Raw genomic sequence first — 25855 nt, forward strand, 5'->3', positions numbered from 1 at the left:
TTAGTGTTTTATTGTAAGTTTCTGTATCATTTCTTCATTTAAATTTTCGCTATACATACCATAAGCATCGACTAATAAACCTTTAATTCCTTCTTTAGATGATATTGCATATAGTATACTATTATCATCTGTACTGCTCATTCCCTCAAATCGATAAAAGGCATCAACCTCAAAATCTTCAGGATGTATTTTAATTTTAAGTGAAGCACATTTTATGCAATCAGGATTCAAATTGAAATCATAGGTATAACCTCTACTTATTAAATCGTTTATTGCTTCTGAAAGCGTGTCGTAATTTGTCATTTTTTTTATTTATAGTACATTGTGAAATAGCTACCATCCTTTTCGATAAATTTTTGATAAGAGAGCAAACCATCTGAATTTAACTTTTCAGTTATTGTATAATTCAATTGTTTTACTCTTATACCCAAAGTGTAAGCTTTAATATTAATTTTTGACTTTATGCTTAAATTAGTGCCATTTATTTCTTTTTTTCTATCATAAATTTTTATGGTACTCTTTGAACCCAAAAAATTCATCAATCCTGAATCAAAACTTAAATCTATTTCCACATTATTTAGTTTTTCTATATTGTACAATTCTTTAAAATTTAAAGATTTTGAACTTATTTCAGTTTCTTTAGATTTTGGATTTGCAAACGGAAAAACAAATACTACAATACTAAATTTGTCCGGTTTACATTTATAGATTGTTTCATATTTATCCGTTGCTATTTTATTTTTATCAAATAATTCTGTTGTGACCTTTATCGCATAATTACCATTTTTTTTAATAACTTTTCCCGCTTCAAAGATTTGCTTATTTAGTAAATCACCCTTTTCATTGAAGTTTTCTCTTGTAATTGTTCTGCCTTCAATTTGATCAATAAACATAGTGCCCTGTGATTGTGCATTTGAATATATTCCAATCATAAATAATACTAAAAGCTTTATTTTTGCTTTACTAAAAGAAGTTTGTTTATGGTTATTGTTAGCCATTGTTTTGGTTTGTTTTATAAATTATTTAATAGATATTTTACCCTTTCTAAAGGAGGTAAAACCGGAACAAAAACAATTGAAAAACCTAGATTTTTATATACGTCAATTATTAACTGATGAATATTTTTTTGGTCTTCTTCATTTTCTGTTCTTGCATAATCTTTTGTAAAAGGTAATCTGTCTAAAATGAAGATTTTTTTATAAGAAACTTCTTTTATTGCTTTTGTTAATTTCTCATCATAATCTAATTTCAAAAATTGATAATATGCTTGTGCATCTGGAATTGCTCTATCTAAAAAGACCATGTCCTCTTTATTAAGTGAAGCTTCTTGTTCAATTTGCATGTCTAAAACACCTAATTGAAATTTTCTTTTATTACTCCTAATTTCTTCAACAGTCTGTCCATCATCATGCATCGTATCAATATAATGTCTGGCATGTTCTATAGTGGTTTTGTATCCTTTTTTTTGAAGTAAATCAATTATTGTAGTTTTACCTGTACTTGGACCACCAGTTATGACATACCAATTGGTCTGTTTTGTGTCGTTTGTTATACTTTTCATGCTATTAAATTTGTTTCAACATTATATTTCTTCAATACTGTAGAGTTGCGGTATTTCAGCATCCCAACCATAACTTTCTTTTATCCCTTTTTGCAATGCCACTGCACCTTCATTTTCACCGTGTACAATAAAAATTCTTTCTGGTTTTTTCTTTAATTTGCTCATCCATCCTATTAGTTCAGCATGGTCTGCATGAGCTGATAATCCTTCGATTTCTGCTACTTGCATATTAAAAGGCACTATTTTACCATACACTTTTAAATCTTTATTACCTTCTAATAATTTTCTTCCACGAGTTCCTTCAGCTTGATATCCAACAAAAAGCAAGGTGTTGTTAGGGTTTTGCGCTTGTGTTTCTAGATAGTTGAGCATTCTACCACCCGTAAGCATTCCGCTTCCGGCTATTACAATTTTTGGTTTATTATCAGCACGTAATTCTAATGTTTCACGATAACTACTTACAACTGTGAAGTTAGCACACATTTCGTCGCATTCATTATCTTTCAATCTGTGCCAATCTCTTGTGCGATGAAATAGTTCTAAAACATTTGCACCCATTGGACTATCCATTATCATTTGCACTTTTGGTATTTTCTTTTCTTTGAGTAATTTCCAAAAAATAAACATCATTAGTTGTGCTCTTTCTACAGAAAAGCTTGGAATGAATAAGCTACCTCCATTATTAATGGTTTCATTTACTAATTTTTCTATTTGCGGAATAGCTTCTATTTCATCTGGATGAAATCTTCCACCATATGTTGATTCTATGAAAAGAACATCGGCTTTTTTAGGTTTTAATGGAGGATATAATAATAAATCATTTGTTCTTCCTATATCTCCGGAGAATACAAGTCTTTTTCCGTGAATATCTAACTCGATAAATGTAGCTCCTAAAATATGTCCGTTGTATTGAAATCTTGCTTTTATACCCTCAAATAATGGAATCCATTGTGCTTGAGGTATCGCTTTAAAGTGAGGTAATGTATTTTCTACATCTTTTAAATCGTATAACGGTTCTGCAGGACTATGTTTTGAGTAGCCTTCCTTATTTGCACGTTCTGCTTCTTGTTCTTGTATTTTGGCACTATCATTTAGTATGATTTTTGCGATATCTAAAGTTGGATTGGTTCCATATATTGGACCATTAAATCCTTGTTTAACTAATCTTGGAAGATAACCCGTATGATCCATGTGACCATGAGTAAGCAATACAATATCAATTTCTGAAACATTAACAGGTGGATATTCCCAATTTTTTAAACGTAGTTCTTTTATTCCTTGAAAAAGTCCACAGTCGATTAATATTTTTTTATCTCCTGTATCTACTAAATATTTTGAGCCAGTTACTGTGCCTGCTGCACCCAAAAAGTGAATGTTAATTTTATTATTTTTCATTTGTCAATACTATTTAATGGTTACTACATAAATCATTTGAATCATCTAAAATATTTTTTTGCCTTGTTTTTGGAATACCGATTTGGTCTAAAATAGTTGGGTTTTCGTGAAGCTCTTTACAAAGCACTATTCCTTTGTCTAATAATTTTGTTTTTTCGTTTTTTGTTAAGGTTGTTAAAGCGGTTAATGGGTGCAAACCAGAGGTGTCTATTCTGTCTTTTAAACCATTACCATACGGGTAATCCCAACTTGTCATTAGTAAACCAACACATTTGCCATATTGTATGGCATCTGTAGTAAATCGAGTATTGGTATAAACTCCTCCTTTATGAAGTTTTGCTTCATGACCTTTTTGACGTTCCCATTGTTTTTCTACATCTAAAAATCTCGAATGGATGTATAAAGGAATTTTTACATTACAAAATCTACCTTGATCACTATGGTATTTGCATTCAATCATATAATGGTTGTTCTCTTTTTGAGCTATTACATCTATCTCATGCTGCACACAATTACCCTGTACAATTACCCCAACCTCTGTAGCAAAACCTTCATGTTCCATTAGTTTACCAACTAATTTTTCAAAAGGAAAACCAGTAGGACCTAATTCCATAAGTGCTTTTTTAAGTTTATAACGAGAGGCACTCACTGAAGACTTGCCTTTAAGCATTTTAAAAGCCATCTTGTAAATTTGTTTGGTTGTCATACCATCATAAAGTACAGCTTCAACTTGCTCTACAATTTGTTGAATAAGTGTTTCGTTAGCTTGAGAACGTCTTAAAGAATAGATAAGTTTTTCAACTTGAAAAAGAGCTTTATCTCCGTTTGCTTTTATGATGTTTATATTATTCATTTAGATGTATTTTTTTGATATTTGTTAATGCAAAAACTATAATAAAAAAACTTAAAAATATTTCAAGCATGATAACAAATTTAGCAACATCTGATACTGGAGTAATATCACCAAAACCTACTGTTGAAAATGTAATTACGCTGAAATAAAAGAAATGATATATATTATATAGATATGTATTTGAAAAGTCTGGAACACCTTCAAAAGCGGTTTGATTGAATTGATATAAACAAGTATAATCTGTTGCAAAGGAGAAAATAATAATTACTATTATAAATCCAAAAATCACTAGTAATCGCTCTAATGAATGGCAAATTTTTATAAGTTTTGAGAGCTTCTTTAAAGTAGTTAGGGTAATTACGATGGTTTTTACTAATGCTGCAACTGCAACTACAATATGAAAAGGTAATGTACTGTGGTCTATCATCGTCATTAAAACAACATAAATTAATGCGATTCCAACAATAATGATAATTGGAAATGCTGTTTTTCCAAAAAGCATTTTATAAAATGCTTTTTCTTTGATATAATTTAGACTACTTGACATCATTATAATTTTAAATAAGTATTGTCATTACTGGTAAATTTGAATGATTTGTTATTCCTTCTGCTATGCTTTTAGAAAATAAACTTAAAAAACCTGTTTTACCATGAGTAACCATTGCTATTAATTCGACTGGTTGTTGCTTTATAAATGTATTAATACCAATTTCTACAGAATCTTCATTATAAACTGCTTTTGAATAATTTTTAAAATCTGGAAATTTTTTCAATAGTAAATCGATATTTGTTAAACTACTTTCAACACTGTTAAAATCTGTTTTTGTGTTTATTTGTAATAAATGAATTTTTGCACTGCATTTTTTAGCTATTGAAATTACTTGTTTAAAGGCATTAGTTACATCTTCTTCAAAATTTGAAACAAAAACAATACTTTTAAATGGAAATTTTATTTCTTCATCTTTAACGACTATAACTGGAACTTTAGCTTTACGTACAATATCTTCAACATTACTACCTGATATTTCTCTAATTACTCCCTTTGTTCCACTACTTCCTGTTATTATAAAATCGTGTTGAAAATGACCAGAATGGTCTAAAATACTTTTATCATCTACATCATATTGAAGAAAAGTTCGACATTTAAGTCCTTGATTTTCTGCACTTCTTTCTAATTCTCGCAAATTTGCTTTAGCACTTCCAATTTGTTTCAAAGTTTCAGGGTATCTTTCTTCTTTTAATTTATCTAATTTTACCCAATCTACAGGTGTTTTTATATAGTGTAAAAAATGAATTTCCGAATTATATAATTTGGCTATTTCAATGGCAAGTTCTGCAGCTTTTTGGCAGTTTTCGGTGAAATTGGTGGGTACAAGTATGTTTTTCATTTTATTTATTATTTTGAACCATTTATATTTACCTCATTTCCTGAATTTATTTGCTTTTCAAAACAGTCTAGATTATATATGGTGGTTTCAGCGATATTGGTTAGTGCAGTTTCTGTTAGGAATGCTTGATGACTTGTGATTAACACATTGCTGAAGGTCATCAAACGAGCAATTACATCATCTTGTAAAATGTCTTCAGAATGGTCTTCAAAGAATAATCCTTCTTCTTCTTCATAAACATCTATTCCGAAATAGCCAATTTTTTTAGTTTTCAGTCCTTCAATAACTGCTTTTGTATCAATTAATCCACCACGGCTGGTGTTTATAAGCATTACATCATGTTTCATGAGTGAAATATGTTGCTTATTAATCAAATATTTGCTTGAAGGTGTTAATGGCAAATGCAGACTAATAATATCCGATTGCTTACAAATGGTTTCGCAATCTGTATATTTAACTCCATATAAATGTATTAAACTCTTATCTTCAACTATATCTTGAGCCAGGATTTTACAACCAAAACCATGAAGAATTTTAACCATAACTGCTCCAATTTTACCAGTTCCTATTATACCAACCGTTTTTCCATTAAGGTCAAAACCTGTTAATCCATTTAATGAAAAATTTTGTTCGTGAACTCTATTATTAGCTTTAATTAATTTTCTGTTTAAAGCCAATATTAAAGCAATGGCATGTTCTGCAATAGCATAAGGAGAATATGCTGGAACGCGAGCAACTTTGATCCCTAATTTTGCAGCTTGTTCTAAATCAACGTGATTAAAACCAGCTGAACGCAAAGCAATATTTTTGACTCCTAAATCGTTCAATTCTTTTATTACTTCAGCTGAAGCATCATCACCTGTAAATAAACTTACCGTTATAGCGCCATTTGCAAGTATAGCTGTTTCTTTAGTTAAGCGAGTCTCAAGCATTTTTAGTTCATGCTTTCCTTTATTGGCTTTGACAAGATATTGCTCTTCAAATTTATGGGTACTAAATAGGGTTGTTTTCATTTTCTTTATTTAATTAATATGTATACAATACCGACAATTACAACTGTAGTAAAAGTTAGTATTACTAATTTTCTTGTCTTTAGTGAACCTTTAAAATAAGTAATTGCAAGTTTAACAATCATATTACTTAAAGTTGCTGTAATAATGACATTGGTAGCTAGCTTTAATTTTTCTTCTAAAGAACCAAATTTTGCCATGCTTATTGTGATTGCATCTGTGTCAGCTAATCCAGCAAATAAAGCAGAATAATATAAACCACTTTGACCAAAAAAGTCATTTGCATAAAAAACCACAAATTGGATTATGATGTAAATAACTCCAAATCCAAAAGCATTCAAGATATTAAGTGGATTACCCAGATTTATATCTGTCTTTGTTACATATGAATCTTTTTTGATAAAAAAAAGTACACTAACTAAACATATAAGAGTTAGTATAGTGAAAGGAATTATTAAATAAAAAAGAATAGCCTTATTGAAAATGTAAGCTAATATTGCTAATCTTGGAAACATTATGGCAGAAGCTATAATTATACCTGCTGCATACTTTTTTGAGAGTTCAGGAGATTCCTTACTTCGGGAAGCGTAGATCCAAGCTACTGCGGTGCTAGAAATTAATCCGCCTAAAATTGCTGTGAGTAAGATACCTCTTTTAGAACCTACATATTTTACAAGAAAGTATCCAATAAAATTCAAAAATGATACAATAACTATAATGGAACCTATTTCAAAAGGATTTAACAAACCTTCTGGTCCGTAGTTTTGATTAGGTAAAAAAGGTAAAATTAGAAGCGCAATAATCGAAAATTTAATAAATGCGAAAAGTTCTTCAGAAGTAATATTTATTATAAAAGTATTAAAAGTGGTTTTTAGTGATAATAAAGTAGCCACAACTACTCCAGTAGCCACGGCTTCCTTATGCAAATGATTAGCAACCATAACACCTAAAATTAATGTCACAAATAATGCCATATTAGTAGTAATCCCCGTCATTAAATGTTTTTGAACAATAGAAAGATGACTAAAAGCCAGAAATAATAAAAATGTTGCTGAGACAATAATGACAAACCAAGGAGTATTATAAGTTATAGACATGTTCCCTAAAATAAAACCAATAATTGCGACAATAGGGAAAGTTCTTATACCAGCAAAACCCTGCTCTTCTTTCAGTTTATCATATTCACGTTCCAATCCCAGAATAAGACCAATGCCTAAACTAATAAGTAGTCCAAGTATAAAAGGATTAATATTTTGTAAGGTTTCTGTCATTTTTTACTTTTCAAATAATACTAAAAGTTGTTTTAATTCATTGTTAATTTGGTGTTGTTTTATTACCTCTTCAAAAGGAGTGAAATGTAATTGGTTCTTTACAATACCAACCATAACATTCTTTTTAGACTGTATGAGAGCTTCAACTGCCGCTACTCCAAATCTAATACCCAACATTCTGTCTAAAGCAGTAGGATTGCCACCTCGTTGTACGTGTCCTATTCGGGTTATACGCAATTCAACATCTGAATTCATTTCCTTGATTTTTGTTGCAACCAGTTCAGCTCCCAATTCGTCTCCTTCAGATACAACCACAATAAAAGCTTCTTCACTTTCATAGTTTTTAATTTTATTCAATAATTGAATATAATCTTGAGCACTTTCCGGAATCAAAATAGCATCAGCACCAACAACCAATCCTGAATAGATAGCAATGTAACCAGAGTCCCTGCCCATCACTTCTACAATAAATACACGGTTATGTGATTCAGCTGTATCCCGTATTTTATCAATATTCTCGATAGCTGTATTTACAGCAGAATCGAAACCTAGGGTAAAGTCTGTACCACAAATGTCATTGTCGATTGTTCCTGGAATACCAATAACTGGGATATCACATATTTCAGAAAAAGCCAGCAATCCTCTAAAAGTACCATCTCCACCTATGGCAATCAAGGCATCAATGTTGTTTTCCTTTAGCGTTTTTAGGGCTTTTTTTCTGCCTTCCAATTCCATGAAGCGCTTGCTTCTAGCCGTTTTTAGAATAGTACCCCCTTTTTGAGTTAATTTCTGTAGTTGGTGTGCTTCCAAATTAATAAAATCGCCATCAATTAACCCTTCATATCCTTTTTTAATACCTGTCAATTTTATACTATTTTTTTCTGCTGCTTTTGCTATTGCATACAAAGCAGCGTTCATTCCTGGACTATCTCCTCCAGATGTAAATACGGCTATATGTTTAATTAAATTAGTTTTCATTAAATGTTAATTTTTGGTTTTTTTCTGAAAAGCTATGATTTTTTATGGTCTGCCAGACAAAATTTGTTTCTTTTAGAAAGAATTGATGATCACCTTCTTTAGAAGATATAAATTTTGCCTTTGTAAATACTTTTGATAATTGTAAAGCATTTTTTAAAGGTGCTATTTTATCTTGTTTACCATGAATAAAAAGAACTTCTTTTTCTTTAATTGTATTTGCTAATGAATTTAAATCTGTTTTTAAAACGACTTCTGTTAGTGAATAATAATAACTCTGCCAATTATGTTTTTTTGCATCTTCATAAACTTCATTTGTTAAGTTATCTGGTTTAAATACGCTTGACATAAAAACTGGGTGAATCATACACAAGTATTTTGAGAATTTACCTGTAGAAATTCTGTCAACAAAAGAATTTTTAGACATAATCTTTTTAAACTCATCTGCATTTTTATAAACAGGAGTGCTTATAAAAACTCCTGTTTTAAACCAATAAGGATTCTTTTCTAATAAAGCCATTGAAATAATAGCTCCCATAGAGTGACCAACTATAATAACTTTACCATTATTAAAACTTTCTTTGTTAATTATTCTTTCCAATGCTTCTAACTGAATGTTAAGACTATAATTACAATTAGGTTTCGGTGAGTCTCCAAATCCTAATAGATCCACTAACAGTACTTGATGTGTTTTACTAATGGTTTCTAATTCTTTTTTCCAATAATTTTTAGATCCTGTTAATCCATGAATAAATACAAATGTCTTTTCACCTGAACCCATAATTTCGTAATTTAATTGCATAATTTCAGGATTGTATTTAGGAGCATTAATTACTTTAAAATATTCATTACTACCAATAATGACAATTGATACAGTAAGAGTTAAAAAAACAATTAATAAAATCATTTTTACAAATATTAAGATTTTACTTATTTTTATGTAATACATTTTTTTAAAGCTATCTATCCATTATTAGCTATGCTACTGTAATTTTATCATTTAAATATACACTTTGGACAGATTGCAATACTTTTACTCCTTCATTGAATGGCTTTTGAAACGCTTTTCTACCTAATATCAGACCTGAACCACCGGCACGCTTATTTATTACTGCAGTTGTAATAGCTTCAATCAAATCAGAATCACCATTAGAACCGCCACCAGAATTAATTAATCCTATTTTGCCCATATAGCAATTAGCGACTTGTAATCTGCAAAGGTCTATAGGATGATCTGTAGTGAGTGTTTTGTACATTTCATCATCATATTTACCAAAACCGATATTTTTAAATCCAAAATTATTTGTTGGGAGTTTCTGTTTGATGATATCTGCTTGTATTGTAACACCTAAATGATTGGCTTGCCCAGTTAAATCAGCTGATGCATGATAATCTTCTTTATCTGTTTTAAAAGCATCATTTCGAAGGTAACACCATAAGATAGTTGCCATTCCTAAATTATGTGCTTCTTCAAAAGCTTCGGCTATTTCGTTGAGTTGTCTGTTGCTCTCTTCTGAACCAAAATAGATGGTTGCACCAACTGCAACTGCACCCATATCCCAAGCTGATTTTACCTTTCCAAATAGTGTTTGGTCATATTTATTAGGGTAAGTCAATAATTCATTATGATTAATTTTTACAATGAAAGGAATTTTGTGTGCATATTTTCTAGCATTAAGACCTAGTACACCAAAAGTTGATGCTACACCATTACAACCCGCTTCTATAGCCAATTTTATAATATTTTCTGGATCAAAATAATCTGGATTTTTATAGAAAGAAAAGGCAGCACTATGCTCAATACCTTGATCCACTGGAAGAATACTTAAATAACCTGTTTTACCTAAATTTCCATGATTGTATAATTGCGAAAGACTGCGAAGTACTTGAGGATTTCTATTACTTTGAATAAATATTTTATCAAGACTTGTTTTAGATGGTGTTTGTAATTCATCCTTGGTTATCTTTTTACAAACATGGTCTAAATAAAATGACGCTTTTTTCCCTAGAATTCCTGTTATATTCTCATTTGTTTTCATCTCAATAGCATTTAATTTATTCCTAAACTTATATTGGTTTTCGTAATGGATTTTAATGCATCCGTTTCAATTCCTGTGAGTGCACGAATGGCATCGATAGTTTCAGGAATAACAATAGCTTGGTTATCTACTACATAGGCATAGAAAAGTTCATCGCCCACTATTTTTAGCATATCTTCCCAAAGAGCCACTTCGTACATATCACCCCATGGTCTTCCCATATCCAAGAACATTTCCTTAATGGTGTTGTTAGAAACCAAACCTTGATCGTAGCGAATTAGTTTAATACGACTGGATGTCTTAAAAGCTTTTAGCACTTCTTCTTTAGTAGTATTTTTTTTCAATTTTACATTCCAATAATGCATGTGACTTAACGTTTCGGGTACTTTTACAGCAGAAGTAATCACATCTAAATCTGGGTCTACACTTTTTGCATCAGGACCTTGATGACTTGGAATTTCTCTTTCGGGTACCATAGTATTCATTATACCTCCTAAATGACTTTCCCAAGGGTCAGTCGCTCTTCTCAACAATGTTCCTCTCGCATACTCTAATAAGCCAGCTTTTTTTAAAGTTGTTAATGTTCTTAAAATGGAAGTAGTATTGCAGGAAACAACTCTAGTTGCCTCTAAATTTAATGCTGATTGGTAATTATTTTCGGCACTAAATGAATGATTAGTAGTTTCATGTTTTTCACCACCTTGTAAAATGAATTTTATATTTTGTGTTTTGTAAATTATCACATTTTGTTCTGCAATTTTTTTTGGTGTACAATCTACAACGAGATCTGATTTTTCTATAAGCAACTGCATATTACCTTTTACAGTAATTCCTTCAGCTTTCATATTATCTGCTGCTTCTGGAGTTGCCGCATAAATATCATACTCCTTTCTTACGGCATTTTGAATGCGCCAATCGCTTATGATATCACAAACTCCTGAAAGCTTCATGTCGTCTTGTTTACTTATAGCATCAGCCACTCTTTTTCCAATTACTCCGTATCCTATAACTGCAATATTTTTCATGTAATTTTATTTTTAAATTAATTATGTTTTATTATTAGTTTCCATTCCCATTTGCATGTCGCCATCATCATCTGTATGTGAAATCATAAAAATACGTTCTGAAACAATCATTAGAATAATTCCAATTGCTGCTACTATAAGCACTAAAGGATCGTTAATGTATTTTACGAAAAGAAATGCTGAAAGTACTGCTGCGTCCATAATAATTGCCATAATTGGTATTATAGGAAAGAAATCCACTTCCTTTTTAAGGTGACGGAAAAGTCCCCAATGTATTGCAATGTCCATAATTAGGTAAAAAATAACTCCAATGGATGCAATTCTCGTTAAATCGAACAAAATTGTTAGTAAAATTGCAAGAGAAACTGTAAATATGAGTGCAGGATTTTTAAAATTTCCAAGTCTTTTTAAGGAAGGAACTTGTTTCATATTGCTCAACATACCCAATAACCGAGAGGAAGAAAACACACTTGCAATGACACCTGAAAAGGTTGCAATAATTGCAATAGCAACGGTAATCCAAGTACCCCATTTCCCAAAAACAGGTTCTGCAGCTGCTGCTAAAGCATAATCTTTTGCCATAATTATTTCAGGTATACTTAATCCTCCTGCAACAGCAAGTGCTAAAGCGACATAAATAATAGTACAGATAAAAATAGATGCTATTATAGATCGTCCTAGGTTTTTGTGTGGGTTAGCAATATCACCACCTTGATTTGTAATAGTAGTGAACCCTTTGTAAGCAAGAATTGCTAATGCTAATGAAGCAATAAAACCAATTCCTATTGGCAATTTTTCGGTGTTTTTTGGGATGTAATTTCCAGTAATATCTGGAAAACCTGAAACTATTAAACCTGCAATTGCAAGTAATGCGATACCGAGTACCTTTATAATTGCTGTAAAAGTAGCTGTTGTTCCAATCACTTTGTTTCCTAAAACATTGACGATAAATACTACAACCAAAAGAAACACACCGAGAATAGAAGCGTAATCTGCAAAACGTTCTGGAAATAACCGAAGTGTGTAGGACCCAAAAGTACCAGCTACCAAACTCTGTGAAACGACCATCGAAACGTACATTAATAATGAAAAGACACCAGTTGTAGTTCCAGGACCATACGATTTATTTAAAAACTTGACAACACCACCAGAGGAAGGAAAAGCGTTTGAGAACTTAACATAGGAATAAGAACTAAAACCTACAACAACAGCACCTGCAATAAAAGCAATTGGGAATAAATCCCCTACCAATTCTGCAATCTGTCCCATAAGGACAAATATGCCTGCTCCAATCATTGCTCCTGTACCAAGAGATATTGAACCTATTAGCGAAAGCTTATTGTTTTTATCAGTAGTATTTTTCAATTTGATTTTATTTTTTCTTGTTATAAGTGGATTATATTTATCTTAAATAATTATGTTCTAAATTCAGCAAGTCTTCTCTATCACCAAACTGCTTATTGAATATTTTATTAAATGAATATACTAATGCCAATTGAATTCGATGCTCATTCTTACCAAATAAACCTTCAGTAAAACCCCTATTTTCAGTATAACGATATTGTAACCCAATATCAAAATTTTCTCCAATACGATAAAAACTATTTGCTATAAATATTAATTGACTCGAATCTACTTCTAAATTGGGTAAAGATTTGTATCCACCACCAATAGATATTTGATAATTAGGTCTTTCTAACTTTTGTTTTAAATAACGAAACGTACCAAAGAAGGTTGATGATTCTGTTCTTGTATAATCAAAATAGTCGTTCAATGCACGCACTTCATTCCATCCAAAATTTTGAATGGCTTGAAATCTAAAGTCGATAAAATTTATTGGATCTGGTTTTAAGTTCAATGTTGTACTAAACAGAAGATTTTTAACAGAAGCATCAAAATCGCTTGAGTAACCAATTCTGTCAGTAAAGTAGTTGTTATAACTTAAACCTATTTCTTGAATTACATCTCTATTCCACCTTTGACTTGATGGAACTTTATACATAAGTGATAATCCTATTGAATTTAATCTAAAATCATCTGGTTTCAAACTATTATAAAAATTTTCACCATGCATAGAAATAAAAAAACGTTGTTTAAATATATGTGCATATTCTAATACATTAGCATACTGATCCCATTCTGTATTTACGCCATCCGAAAATGGATTTAAAGCATAGGTAAATTGTTGTGCATCATCATCTCGAAGTGTAGGAAATTGATTTAAGTTTGTTTTAGCGAGAGTTCTACCAAGTTTTACTATGTTTTTTTGATCTTCTAAACGAATAAAAATATTATTGTAAAACACTTCTCCGAGTTTAGAGTTTGCATCTGGGAATTGAAGCCCTAAAACAAATTGTGCTCTCCAATTATTATAAAGTTTTTGACGTAAGCCCATTAATAACTGGGTGTCCGAAAAATCTGATACAGCACTTGGTTCATCTGAATTGATGTTTAAATTTCCCGAAAAAACACCTTTAGTTCCAATTTCAAATTCTGGTGTAATTTGAGCATTTGCTAGCCCAGAAAATAAGATTACGATATATATGATTTTTTTCATTTTAATCTATTTAATTAATTATTCGTCAAGAGCAATTTTTGGTAGTTTATCTTCACCAAACATCATTTTGTTCATGTTTCCCATAGCATCCATTCCTTTCATATTTCCCATGCCAGCATTTGAATTGTAAATAGGGTTTCCAGAATGTTTTGAAATAATTAATTCATCAGCTGGTAAATCTTCATATACCAAAGCCAGTAAGTTTCCACCAGGATATAATCCGTTGTTAGTTACTTTACGTGTATCATGATCATGAAATGTCCAAATACCTCTATTTTTACCTTCTACAATAATATCAAAAGTTTTTCCCGGTGTAAGAGGTACCGTATTTCGCTTCCAAGGATTGTCAATAGGCACTCCATCATCAGCCACCATCCAAAAATCGTGACCGTGTAAATGTAGATGATGTGTTTCTGCACCTGCATTTATAAGCCTAATACGTATATTTTCTCCAGACTTAATAAATACATACGGAGTAGACGGGTAAGACTTGCCGTTTACAGTAAACCAATTTGCTTGAGGTAACTCAGAATTTGATCTTCTGTTTGTAACATATGGTGGTTGATATCCGTTATCGATACTTTCTAATAACTGCTCTTTAGAGTCAAAAACTGAAAACTGTTCGGGATCAAATCTTCCTTCTTTCATTAAATAACTACGTTGTTTCATACGTTCTAGCATCCCGTTCATTTCACTTCTAATATAGTTTGTGTCATGTGAAGAATAGACTAATGTATATTCACGTTCATAAGGGAATCGTTGCTTTATAGAATCATTTGGTTTTTCAATAATTAAACTTCCGAACATTCCTGCTTGCATATGCATTAAAGTTCCCCAATGGCAATGGTAGAAATGTGTTCCTTCAGGTTCTGCAATAAATTCGTAAATGAATTCATTTTTTGGCATTACTGGGAGTTGTGTTACAAAGGGTACTCCATCCATTCGCCAAGGAACATAAACTCCATGCCAATGTATGGTATGATTTAAATCTGTTTTATTAACAAATTTCACTCTTACTTTATCACCTGCATTTACTCTAATTTCTGGACCAGGAATCATATCATTAAAAGCTAATGTATGGTATTTAAACCCTGGTGCAGGTTCGTGTATATGTATATCAATATACAGTTCAAATTCTTTCCATTCTCCATCCATCTTGTAAGATAAAGGTTGAACTAGTTTTTGTTTATTAATTATTTTTGCTTCAGAAGCTAATAAATTGCCAGGGAAAAACAACATACCTGCAGTTGAGACAGCACCAGTTGCTATAAAATTTCTTCTGTCCATAATCTTTCTATTTGTTTTTTATTTGAACATTATAAAATACTCCAATACAAGCGCCTATTAACCACCATAAAATAAATGTTTGTACAATTCCAAGTAATGCTTCAGTAAGTGAAACATCCATTCTTATAATAGTTGTAGTATCTAAACCGTGTAACAAGCTGTTAAAAAAAGTAATAGTTCCTTCTTTTCCTGCAGTTGCCATTACAATCATACAGCCGAGATAAAGAAAGGCAGCTGTTAGACCGAATGCAAAACCAAGTTTTTTTACGTTTAATTGATACATAGTATTGGGATTTTAAGTTATTTGCTCGCGTTTAAAATCTTTTTCGATTCTTCAAATTCTTCCTTTGTAATTTCTCCTTTAGCAAAGCGTTTTTTTAAAATATCGAGTGGGGAATCTTTTTTTGCTCTTTGCCCAGGAATACTCCATGGTGTTGCAAAAATCCATATGATTAATACCATCCATATAATCCACCATATAAGGTGCATTCCTCCATAATGTGCTTCGTTTAAATGCATAATAATTGTTTTTAAGTTGTTTCTTTAAATTCAGTAATGGTATATCCTTTTAGCGTATTGAGTTGCTCTTGTAATTCATCAACCGTAAGACTTTCACTCATTGTTATGATAGCAGCTCCTTTAGGTTCTAAGAAAATTTGGGCTCTCTCAATATTAGGATGTACTTCCAAAGTTTTCTTAACACTTGCTATGCATCCACCACAGCTAATTCCGTTTATTTGATACTTCTTTTTCATTTCTTAGATATTAATGGTTATGATGCCCTTTGTGCTCCTCTTTATTACTTTGAGTATTATCTTGTTTTTATTCCCCGTGATTATGATTACCATGTCGATGCGACCCATGAGGCATAAACAGGTGACAGGCAAACATAAAAATGATGAAAAGGAAAAGTGAGGAACTACTTCCTATGCCAAGAGTAGGTGCTAAAAAGATGAATAGTAATGGTAGGACACAGCCTAAAACCATCCAAATCCAGTGATTATTTTTCATAGTGTGCTGGTTTATAATACTCCTAAAGGTATTTACTCCTATCTTAAATCAGCTACACAATTTTCGTTAAAATCTATAAAATTTCATCGTAATGATTTCGTTTTGAATCGTCATAATTTTTATATTCTGTCATACTCATTCCAACAATTTCTTTAAATTGTCTTGATAAATGGTTGACATTATTATAATCCAATAAATATCCTATTTCAGAAAAAGTATGTTGTTTCAATTGAATTAACTCTTTGACTTTTTCAATTTTTAATCGAATGAAGTATTTTTCAATTGTAATTTTTTCTGAATGTGAAAATAGTTTACTTAATGATTTATATTCATGATTGAGTTCTGCACTCAAAACTTGTGATAAATTCACTTTGATATCCAATGGTAATTCTTCCAATTTATTAAATAGAAAATGTTTGATTTTTTCGACAAGAATTTCTTCTGAACTATGAATTATTTCAAAATTATTGGAATGCAATACTTTTTCAATTTGAAAGATAATATCATCATGATTACTATTTGAATCATCAATAACTAATTCTCCAAGTTCAATAGATGTGACTTTTATTTCTAGTTCTTCAAGCTCTTGTTTTATCACTTTTAAGCAACGACTACAGACCATGTTTTTGATATATAATTTCATGATTTTTTATTTTTAAATTGATTTTGCAATTTTATCCATTATGGAAAGATCAGTACCAAACTTGCAAATGGCATCGCAATTTTCTCTTAATTCTGAAAACAAAATATATTTGATGAGCATTTTAGAATTTTTGATTACAGGGCGATTTAATTGCTGTATGACATCTTTTTCGCGACTGTTTGGGATAATTATATAAAATACTTCATTACCATTTGAGATACTGAAATATAAATCAGACAATCTTAAAATCCCTGAATAGATACTCGTACTTTTTTCTACTTCAAATGCTCCAACAATGGTATTTGTTCCTTTTTTAAACCAAAGCACATCAATTAGTTTAATCGTATTTTGTGTTTCTTTATCGCAAGGAAGTTCTGGGAATTTAGAAAGTGAAATAAATGAAAAACTTTGTCCGCCAAATGATTTGCTTTTGTCATTACTAGCTGGAGTTACATCATACCCTAATGAAGCACCTATTTTTAGTAGGTGGTATTGCATTTCGTTATGTAAATTTTCTTCCTGTTTTTCTTCTTGAATTTCTTTTTGACGTTTTAAAATATTCTTTTCAAATTTTGTGCGTTCTACTTCACTCAAATATTCATCGTTACCAATAAGCATTTTCTGTGTACCAATTTCAAAACATAAGCCAGCAATTGCACCTAAATCATTAGATAAATCAGTTTTATGTTTATTATTTGTTTCAACTACTGTTTCCCTTATTTTTAGGTATTCTGACCAACTACCTAATTTTTTTTTGTCTTTGAATAAAAAGTTAAATCCATTGAGAATTGCTGTATTAAAAGGAGGAAACCATGTTGGATGTAAAAAGTATAAAATACTAGCAACAGCTGGGCCAAGTCCTTTTATTTTGAGTTCATCTAGCTTTACTATTTCTTTTACAACTTGTTCTTCTGATTTTGCATTAATACAGTTTTCTAAAAATTGGCCAAAAGCGATTTTATTATTTTGGTTTTCATAAATATCTGGGATACGCAATTTTGGTTTCCAATAGAAGGGATGAGCTACACCTACAAATATTTGTTTTTGCTCTGCAATGCAACTCAATACAAATTCTAAACTACTGCCTTTAAAATCGTTAGGAAATGTTTTGTTTTTAATATCTTCCACAACTTGAATAACACCACGACGTATTGTTCTAAAAGCTTTTAATCGTTGGTCATTATCTATAAACCAAGTATTGTATACACTTTCGGTATCGTTTTTATATTGATTGATTATTTGGTTAAGGTTGTTCATTGATGATGTTACTATTTGATAATTATTTATTTTGCTTTTAAAATTTATATTTCATCTGCCGTTTGACAAGGAAATGTTATTAATAGATTTATCATTCTTCACTTATACAAGCTATTAATATTAAAAGCCTTTTTTTTAATTTATTGTGCCTAACAAGGGAAGGAGATCAGACTAATTATCCATTTAACCCTTCCCAAACTAGGACTTTTCTAACACCATAAAAGGGATCTTTTATAAAAATGTGAATCAATAATGAAAACCTTATTGTCCTTTTAGGAATTAGATATCTCATTCCTTTACTCTAAAAGAAGTACTCTAATTCTTAATTTCCTTTTGCACTTTTCCACAATTTGGCATTTTACTACCATAATATGGGTTTTTTACTTCCTTATTTGTGCTTAACCACGAACTACCTTTATCATACATTGGGCAGAACTGTTGGTAGAGTGTGTTTTCAGTTCCAGTAATAGTAATCATGTCAGTAATATCTTTACTCAACGTCTTGAAATGTTCTCTTTGATGATCGAGTTCACTTTTAGCAATATGTTCTGCATGTTCTATTGCATCTTCAATAATTTCTATAAGTTCCATTTGTTCCATACCTCTATAGGTAGTTCTATCAAAGGCTTTAAAAGAGGCTACTAATTTAGAAGCTACAGCAGCTGCTTTTTTTGTATCATCCGCTACCAATGCGTCTTTTAAGTTAATGTAATCGCTTAGGATTGCTTCCGCTTTAACATCATTATTTTGCTTCATTTTACTATGTTTCATTTTATCATGGTTATGATTATGCCCATCTTGTGCATAAGTAAAAGAAATAGCTAATAATAGCATTATTGTTATACTTGTTTTTAAAAATTTCATCTTTTTAAATTATTAAATTATTATAAACTATCTTTTAATTCTGAGATATAATTTAGAATTTCTTGCCTCTTAGTGTTATCCAATACTGCTTCTTTATGAATAAATGTATACGAACTTAAAGGCATCTTGTTATCTTTAATTTGACTAACAATCGATTTTAATTTACTTTTTTTTCTTCTGTTTGAGTAGTTATCCCATTCACTAAAATTTAATTCTGATTTTCCTTCTTCGATATGATTTTCTAAAAACCAAGCTACAGGCTGTACTGTATTGTACCACGGATAGGACGTGTTATTACTGTGACAGTCATAACAAGAAGTTTGTAATGTAGCTTTAATATTATTAGGCACATTATTAACTATCATAAAATCTGTATTGGGTACACTTTCACTTTGATTGCGTTTTGTGGGAATGAATTGAATTCCCACAAACACAATCAGTAAAATCAGTAAGATGATTTTAGAAATTTTCATTTAGTTAATTTGCTTTTTTACACTTCCACATTTTAGCATTTTTGAACCAAAATATGGGTTTTTAATTTCTTTCACTTCACTTAACCAATTTGCTCCTTTATTGTTATTTGCCATTGGGCAAAAATCTTGATAGACTACTTTATCCGTTCCAAGAAGTGCTACTAAATCGGTAATATCTGTACTTAAAGCTTCAAAGTGTTCTCTTTGATGATCGATAGGACTTTTTATAATGTGCTCAGCATGTTCTTTTGCACTTTCTGCAATTTCCATATACTCTTTATGTGTCTCACCTGATAATTTTGACATGTCAAATTTAGAAATAGCTGTTAAAAGAGAATTTCCTCCATTTGCCGTTTTTTCTTTACTGTCTGCTACCAAACCATTTTTGATTTCAAAGTAAGCGTCAAGCATAGCTGATGTAGCATTGTTTTTTGTACTGTTTTGAGTGATTTCTCTTTCTGTACTTTCGCTATTACCATGGTCATGTCCATCTTCATGATTCATTTCTGAATGATCATGTGTTTCAACAGCTTCTAAATCCATTCCGCATTTTGGGCATGAACCCGCTTTGTCATACATTTTATCGTCTTCGCATTTCATTGGACATGCATATTTTGTATGATTATCACTCATTTCATTATGCATTTCCTCTTTTTGCTCTTCTTGTTTGTTGTCTTTACAAGAAACTGTTACGCTTAATAAAGCTACTGCTAAAATTCCGATTACTTTTTTCATGATTTTAAAATTTATTTATTGCCTACTCTTATCAGTTTTCGGCTTACCTGTTTATTTTGTGTTTTTTATGGCTACAATTTATTTTTTACTTTCTTGACGAATTATGGCTTATCACAATTTTCCATTCATCGTTTTCTTTTTTTAATACTGATGTGACTACACATTTTCGTTTAAACTCTTTATTGTCTTTCGCAATTACAATGGTATAGTTGTATGTTTCGATAGCATAAGCAAGAGTGCTTTCAACAACAGTCTCAACTTTATAATCGGTAATTGTAAATGATTTAAATTCTTTAAACTCTGGTGCTAAATGATGATCAAAATAATGCTCATAACTTCCTTCACTACCACCACTTTCAAAAATTTGTGAGTTGGTAGCAAATAGTTGTTTGGTGTTAGACAAATCCATTTTTTGAGTTGCCTCATTGTATTTTTTTAAAACACTTTTTACTGCTTCTACATCTGTTGTTTGCGAAAATGCTGTTGTTGATATGATGATAAGCATTATCAATAGAAATCTTTTTTTTACGAAATTCAATTTTTCCATTTTGTTTAGTTTATTAATTAAAAATATTATTTACTGGCAACATTTTTTAATGAATATTTTCTTAAAAATCCATTTTAGAACATTTAGTGTTTTTTCCATTTTTTTTGTTTTTTTTGTTTATCCTAATAGGAGTTTACCTTTTAAAGCATACCTTTTGCAATCTCATTATTGATAAGTTTCCCCCTAGGATTTTTTGCAATAAATACACCATTGCTATTAAACAATAGAGTTGTCGGTATCTCTCTAATTTTCAATAGTTTTCCTAATTTTTCTTTAAAATCTTTAGGTTGATTTAATTGTATGTATGTCATTTTATCTTTATCTATTGCAGCTAACCATTTTTGTTTATCCCTATCTAAAGAAATGCCGATTATTACAAAATTTTTGTCTTGATTAAGTTTGTAAAAATTAGCTAATTTCCTGTTAGATATTCTACAAGCACCACATGAAGAAGCCCAAAAATCAATCAGAATAGTTTTCCCTTTAAATGAAGCAATATTTATTTCTATATTTTTCTCATTCATCAAATTAATATCAGGGAGCATTTCGCCAACTTTAAGTTGTGCATTTACACTCAAAGCACTTACCATTAAAGAAATTATTAAGATGTATATTTTCATTTTTTTTAATTATCAATAGTTAAAGGTTGCTCCTAAACCTAATCCCATATCGCTATCATAGTGCGTTGTAATACCAAAATTTCTTTTGATTATATATTTTACAGCTGCCATATATTCTTTATCGGTATTCCACATTAAACTCATTCGTACTCGTTTTGATACTGGAATGTCTTTTCGTTCAAATTGTAAACGAACATTTCCATCAGTAAAAATTTCTGCTTGTGCAACAATAAGCATTGGTAAGGTATAATTGACCCCTGCACTAAGTAATGCCCTATTATCTTTGGTATTTGTTTGTCCAAAAAGATTTTGTTCTTGTTGGTCTATTCCTAATTTTCTGTACCTCCAATCAAATCCAATGAAAGGCATAAGCCATTGCATTTTTCCAATATACCGTCCAATGTGCGTTTCGGTTTCGTAACCGTGCATGTCGTTATATCCCAAACGCCATTCTGTTCCAATACTCCAACGTGTGCTTTGATACATTGCCTCGCCATCATTACCATTAGTTGCAAAATCATTTTCTGCCATAAAATGAAACTTTCTGTCATCTGCAAATAATTTTCGTCTTGCTAGTTTAGGATTTGGAATTTCTGGATTAGGAGCTTGATTTTCGTAGGTAAAAACTCTACCCATTCCGCTCATCATGTGATACAGAATGTGACAATGAAAGAACCAATCTCCTTCAACATTTGCATTAAATTCCAATACATCAGTTTCCATTGGCATAATATCCACAACGTTTTTTAGAGGAGCATAATCTCCTTGACCATTTAAAAGTCTAAAATCATGACCATGTAAGTGCATAGGATGACGCATCATAGAATTATTATGAATTGTGATGCGAACATTTTCTCCTTTTTTAATTAATATTTTATCTGATTCAGAAACTACTTTGTTGTCTAAACTCCAAACATAGCGATTCATATTTCCTGTCAATTCAAATTTTAATTCTCTTACCGGTGCATCTTTTGGAAGTGAAGTTTTAGTGGGTGATTTTAACATTGCGTAATTTAATGTTGTAATATCCGATAGCGCATTACTGTTATAATCCGCTTCGGTCATCTTCATATCTTTCATTTTTTCTTCACCTTTCTTTTTTTGTTCGCCTGTAATTTCTGGGTACATTACTACATTCATATCCATTTGATTATAAGACATATTCATACCCATATCATCTAAATCACCATTCATTTTCATCATCCCGTTCATCATTTTCATTCCTTCAAAATATTTAAGTTTGGGAAGTGGTTTGATAAGTTGTTTGATTCCGTCTCCAATAAAATAAGAAGCTGAATACAATCTATCTTCGGTCGTGGCTAAAAATTCAAAAGCAGTTTTATCGTTTGGAATAGTAACAACAACATCGTAAGTTTCAGAAACACCAATAATTAATCGGTCTACTTCTACAGGTTCTACATCGTTACCATCGTTTGCAACTACTGTTATTTTTCCACCAGCATAAGTAAGCCAAAAATAGGAGGAAGCACCGCCATTTGAAATACGCAAACGTACTTTATCACCACCTTTTAAAGGCTTTCCATCAATATTTTTCACATCTGTACTTTGCTTTCCATTCATAAGAATTTTATCGTAAAAGACATCGCTTACATCCATTGCGTTCATCCTTTTCCATTCATTTTTTAGTTTTACACCTAAATAACCTTGTTGTATAGCTTCTGCATAACTTTGGGTTGTTCCTTTTTTAATAGCTGGATAATCGTTAGCGTTATGCAACATTCTATGTACGTTCTCGGGTTTCAAATCTGTCCATTCGCTTAATACTATTGGTACAGTTGGTAAATTGTCAATACCGTTTCTAAAAGTAGGGTCTTCAGCTCTTTTGTTCATCACAAAATTACCATACATTCCGATTTGCTCCTGCAGTCCAAAATGGCTATGATACCAATGTGTTCCATGCTGAATTATTGGAAATGTATACTTATGTATGGTATGTGGTGGAATGGGCATTTGTGTCACATTTGGAACCCCATCTTCTTTATTAGGTAAAAACAATCCGTGCCAATGCAGTGAAGTTTCTTCGTCTAGTTCATTATGTACATATATTTCAGCAATATCACCTTCGGTAAACGTTAAAGTAGGCATTGGGATTTGTCCGTTTACGGCAATGGCTCTTTTAGGTTTTCCTGTAAAATTCACGATAGTATCTCGCACATAAAGATCGTAACGCACTGTTTTTGAAACTGTTTTAACTGGCTTTAATGTTTTTATTGAATCTGATTTTATCTCTGGTTCGGGCATTGTCAAATTAACCGTTTGTTTATTGGTAATTTCAGGTTTCTTTGATTTTTTGCTAGCAGGCATTTTCATATCCATTTGCTTTTTTGCATTGGTCTTGGTTTTTTCTTTTACCAAATCCATTCCGCACTTAGGACATTTACCTGGTTGAATAGCATGAATTTCTGGGTGCATGACGCAAGTGTAAGTAACTTGTTGGGTTTCTTTTTTACTCATATCCATACCTTTCATATTTTGCGCTTGTGCAAAATTATTCCAGATGAGGAGTATTACTATTAGTGTTGTTTTTTTCACTTTGTTAATTATTACTTTATTTAATTGTTTCTTTTACTTCTCCACATTTTATCATTGAAGCTCCAAAATATGGGTTAACTACTTTATTCTCTTTACTTAACCAATTGGCACCTTTATCACTATTAGCCATAGGACAAAACTGAACGTATGCACTCTCAGTTAAAGGATTAAAAGCTTTTGTCATTGCTATCATAACATTTGATATAGGTTCAAAAGTCATTCTTAATTCTTTAATGTTTTTAATATGTGTAGCATGAAGTGTCTGTTTTTTCAGCTCTGTTTGATAATTCATCCATACTTTATGAGATTCACCTTTAAATACGCTCATGTTTATTTTATTGAAAGATTTTTCAAATGCTAACAAAGCTTTTTTAGCCGCATTAAAATCATCTTTTGTTAAGGCATCTTTCAATTCAAAATAATCTTTATATATTGGTTGTAAACTCTTTTTAGCTTCAGCACTAATCGTTGTTTTGTCTGCTTTTAATGCTGCTTTTTTATCTTCATTCATTGGCATTGTTGCACCTCCATGATTATGACCTGTGCTTACTCTGCCACCTTCAAGATTCATCATGCTTGGTTTACCGGCTAATTGTGCAGCTGCATCTACATTAAAAGTACCATTAGCTACAATTTCTTCACCAACTTCTAAACCTTGTTCAATTATATAATCATTCCCTAAAAGAGGTCCTAATGTCACTTCACGTAGTTTGAATGTTATTCCCTTATCGGTTTCATTTTTAATATAAACAATAGAGCGTTTTCCTGTCCACATTACAGCTGATTTAGGAACACTTAATGTCGCTTTATTGCCAACTACTTTAGTTTTTAAAGTACCCGTTGCAAACATTTCAGGTTTGAATTTTAATCCAGAATTAGCTACCTCAACTCTTGCCTTCGCGATTCGTGTCATTGGGTTTATAAATGGGTCAATAAATGCAATTGTTCCTGAAAATGTTTCTCCTGGAAAAGATGCTACTGTATAGTTAATTTTATTTCCTTTTTTAACCCAACTCATATCCGATTCGTAAATTTCAAAAAGTACCCAAACGGTTGACAAATCAGCAACATCATATAAGGTTTGCCCTTTTTGAAGATAATCGCCAAGCTCTACATTTTTCTTAATAATATATCCTGAAACATCAGCATAAATAGGAAATCTATCTTGTGTTTTTCCTGAAGAAATAATACTGTTTATGGTAGCGTCTGAAACTTTCCAGTTTTTCAATTTCATTTTTACCGATTCAAATAATTGTGGCTGAATTTCTTTTACACTATAGGCTTCAATAAGTTCTTGTTGTGCACTAGCTAGCTCTGGAGAATACACATAAGCTACTACTTGACCTTTTTTTACATATTCGCCTACAAAAGTAACTTGAATTTTTTCAATACGACCTGGTATGTGTGAGGATTGGCTGTAAACTGTTTTCTCATTTACTTCAATTTTTCCATTCAGTGCTATTTCTTTGATACCATCCGTATTTCCTACTTTATAAGTAGAAATTCCTGCAATAATCATGGCTGATTCCGACATACTAATTGCGTCTGGGTCAATATCTTCATTACCAGCTTCTAACGGGATTAAATCCATTCCACAAATAGGACAATCTCCTGGTTCTGGTTGTCTAATTTGTGGGTGCATGGAACACGTCCAAACTTCTGCTTTTGATTTGACTTCAGTTTTATTATCTTCTTCTTTAGTGCTTCCACCAAAGAATAGAGCACCTAATAATAGCCCAACTAATAAAGTTACTGCTAATAGTATTTTTGTTTTTTTATCTATGTTCATGA

28 protein-coding genes are annotated in these 25855 nt (G+C 31.2%); all 28 read right to left on the bottom strand.

The genetic code is table 11. The features are described from left to right. Positions 1 to 303, bottom strand: a complete 303-nt coding sequence (locus tag FHG05_RS02570) for a phosphoribosylpyrophosphate synthetase (RefSeq protein ID WP_140996428.1) — start codon at positions 301 to 303, stop codon at positions 1 to 3. Positions 304 to 308: 5 nt separating this feature from the next. After that, a complete protein-coding gene (locus FHG05_RS02575; RefSeq protein ID WP_317130124.1) occupies positions 309 to 998 on the bottom strand; it encodes a hypothetical protein in 690 nt (229 codons plus the stop codon). Positions 999 to 1012: 14 nt separating this feature from the next. Continuing rightward, entirely contained in the window at positions 1013 to 1561 is a 549-nt protein-coding gene (locus tag FHG05_RS02580; protein WP_140996429.1) for an AAA family ATPase, read from the bottom strand. Positions 1562 to 1582: 21 nt separating this feature from the next. After that, positions 1583 to 2956 (bottom strand): MBL fold metallo-hydrolase RNA specificity domain-containing protein, encoded by a 1374-nt coding sequence (locus FHG05_RS02585; protein WP_140996430.1) that lies wholly within the window; start codon positions 2954 to 2956, stop codon positions 1583 to 1585. A gap of 13 nt (positions 2957 to 2969) precedes the next feature. After that, entirely contained in the window at positions 2970 to 3809 is an 840-nt protein-coding gene (locus FHG05_RS02590) for an ATP cone domain-containing protein (protein ID WP_140996431.1), read from the bottom strand. Beyond that, a complete protein-coding gene (locus tag FHG05_RS02595) occupies positions 3802 to 4356 on the bottom strand; it encodes an ion channel (RefSeq protein ID WP_181369131.1) in 555 nt (184 codons plus the stop codon). The genes FHG05_RS02590 and FHG05_RS02595 overlap by 8 nt, the downstream gene beginning before the upstream one ends. 10 nt (positions 4357 to 4366) lie before the next feature. After that, entirely contained in the window at positions 4367 to 5197 is an 831-nt protein-coding gene (locus FHG05_RS02600) for a universal stress protein (RefSeq protein ID WP_140996433.1), read from the bottom strand. Between the two features lie 8 nt (positions 5198 to 5205). After that, positions 5206 to 6210 (bottom strand): 2-hydroxyacid dehydrogenase, encoded by a 1005-nt coding sequence (locus tag FHG05_RS02605; protein WP_140996434.1) that lies wholly within the window; start codon positions 6208 to 6210, stop codon positions 5206 to 5208. A 5-nt stretch (positions 6211 to 6215) separates the two neighbouring features. Then, positions 6216 to 7478, bottom strand: coding sequence for an MgtC/SapB family protein (locus tag FHG05_RS02610; protein WP_140996435.1), 1263 nt, complete (start codon positions 7476 to 7478; stop codon positions 6216 to 6218). 3 nt (positions 7479 to 7481) lie between these two features. Further along, a complete protein-coding gene (locus tag FHG05_RS02615; RefSeq protein ID WP_140996436.1) occupies positions 7482 to 8456 on the bottom strand; it encodes an ATP-dependent 6-phosphofructokinase in 975 nt (324 codons plus the stop codon). Continuing rightward, the gene (locus FHG05_RS02620) at positions 8446 to 9360 is read right to left on the bottom strand and encodes an alpha/beta hydrolase (RefSeq protein ID WP_140996437.1); all 915 of its coding nucleotides are present in this window, start codon (positions 9358 to 9360) and stop codon (positions 8446 to 8448) included. Before FHG05_RS02620 ends, FHG05_RS02615 begins: the two co-directional genes overlap by 11 nt. Positions 9361 to 9430: 70 nt before the next feature. Beyond that, positions 9431 to 10492, bottom strand: a complete 1062-nt coding sequence (locus FHG05_RS02625; protein WP_140996438.1) for a class I fructose-bisphosphate aldolase — start codon at positions 10490 to 10492, stop codon at positions 9431 to 9433. A gap of 11 nt (positions 10493 to 10503) precedes the next feature. Then, positions 10504 to 11517, bottom strand: coding sequence for a type II glyceraldehyde-3-phosphate dehydrogenase (locus FHG05_RS02630; RefSeq protein WP_140996439.1), 1014 nt, complete (start codon positions 11515 to 11517; stop codon positions 10504 to 10506). A 21-nt stretch (positions 11518 to 11538) separates the two neighbouring features. Continuing rightward, complete coding sequence (locus FHG05_RS02635) at positions 11539 to 12882, bottom strand: APC family permease (RefSeq protein WP_140996440.1); 1344 nt, start codon at positions 12880 to 12882, stop codon at positions 11539 to 11541. A 37-nt stretch (positions 12883 to 12919) separates the two neighbouring features. Further along, the gene (locus tag FHG05_RS02640; RefSeq protein ID WP_140996441.1) at positions 12920 to 14074 is read right to left on the bottom strand and encodes a hypothetical protein; all 1155 of its coding nucleotides are present in this window, start codon (positions 14072 to 14074) and stop codon (positions 12920 to 12922) included. Positions 14075 to 14092: 18 nt separating this feature from the next. Then, the gene (locus FHG05_RS02645; protein WP_140996442.1) at positions 14093 to 15361 is read right to left on the bottom strand and encodes a multicopper oxidase family protein; all 1269 of its coding nucleotides are present in this window, start codon (positions 15359 to 15361) and stop codon (positions 14093 to 14095) included. Positions 15362 to 15368: 7 nt separating this feature from the next. Continuing rightward, positions 15369 to 15644: a DUF5676 family membrane protein gene (locus FHG05_RS02650; protein ID WP_140996443.1), complete on the bottom strand. Its 276-nt coding sequence runs from the start codon at positions 15642 to 15644 to the stop codon at positions 15369 to 15371. Positions 15645 to 15661: 17 nt separating this feature from the next. Beyond that, positions 15662 to 15880, bottom strand: a complete 219-nt coding sequence (locus FHG05_RS02655; RefSeq protein ID WP_140996444.1) for an SHOCT domain-containing protein — start codon at positions 15878 to 15880, stop codon at positions 15662 to 15664. An 11-nt stretch (positions 15881 to 15891) separates the two neighbouring features. Further along, positions 15892 to 16116, bottom strand: coding sequence for a heavy-metal-associated domain-containing protein (locus FHG05_RS02660; protein WP_140996445.1), 225 nt, complete (start codon positions 16114 to 16116; stop codon positions 15892 to 15894). Between the two features lie 329 nt (positions 16117 to 16445). Further along, positions 16446 to 17015, bottom strand: a complete 570-nt coding sequence (locus FHG05_RS02670) for a helix-turn-helix domain-containing protein (RefSeq protein WP_140996447.1) — start codon at positions 17013 to 17015, stop codon at positions 16446 to 16448. A gap of 12 nt (positions 17016 to 17027) precedes the next feature. Further along, on the bottom strand, positions 17028 to 18272 hold the full coding sequence (locus FHG05_RS02675; protein ID WP_140996448.1) for a hypothetical protein: 1245 nt from the start codon (positions 18270 to 18272) through the stop codon (positions 17028 to 17030). 315 nt (positions 18273 to 18587) lie between these two features. Continuing rightward, positions 18588 to 19136: a DUF3347 domain-containing protein gene (locus FHG05_RS02680; protein WP_140996449.1), complete on the bottom strand. Its 549-nt coding sequence runs from the start codon at positions 19134 to 19136 to the stop codon at positions 18588 to 18590. 20 nt (positions 19137 to 19156) lie between these two features. Continuing rightward, positions 19157 to 19609, bottom strand: a complete 453-nt coding sequence (locus FHG05_RS02685; protein ID WP_140996450.1) for a heme-binding domain-containing protein — start codon at positions 19607 to 19609, stop codon at positions 19157 to 19159. After that, positions 19610 to 20344: a DUF3347 domain-containing protein gene (locus FHG05_RS02690; protein ID WP_232338041.1), complete on the bottom strand. Its 735-nt coding sequence runs from the start codon at positions 20342 to 20344 to the stop codon at positions 19610 to 19612. It abuts the gene before it with no gap. A gap of 85 nt (positions 20345 to 20429) precedes the next feature. After that, positions 20430 to 20849, bottom strand: coding sequence for a nuclear transport factor 2 family protein (locus FHG05_RS02695; RefSeq protein ID WP_232338042.1), 420 nt, complete (start codon positions 20847 to 20849; stop codon positions 20430 to 20432). 182 nt (positions 20850 to 21031) lie between these two features. Then, complete coding sequence (locus tag FHG05_RS02700) at positions 21032 to 21511, bottom strand: TlpA family protein disulfide reductase (protein ID WP_140996451.1); 480 nt, start codon at positions 21509 to 21511, stop codon at positions 21032 to 21034. Between the two features lie 12 nt (positions 21512 to 21523). Then, positions 21524 to 24064: a multicopper oxidase domain-containing protein gene (locus FHG05_RS02705; protein ID WP_140996452.1), complete on the bottom strand. Its 2541-nt coding sequence runs from the start codon at positions 24062 to 24064 to the stop codon at positions 21524 to 21526. Positions 24065 to 24080: 16 nt separating this feature from the next. After that, positions 24081 to 25853: an efflux RND transporter periplasmic adaptor subunit gene (locus FHG05_RS02710; protein ID WP_140996453.1), complete on the bottom strand. Its 1773-nt coding sequence runs from the start codon at positions 25851 to 25853 to the stop codon at positions 24081 to 24083. Positions 25854 to 25855: the final 2 nt, after the last annotated feature.

The sequence above is a fragment of the Flavobacterium profundi genome (assembly GCF_006491645.1).
Lineage (GTDB): Bacteria > Bacteroidota > Bacteroidia > Flavobacteriales > Flavobacteriaceae > Flavobacterium > Flavobacterium profundi.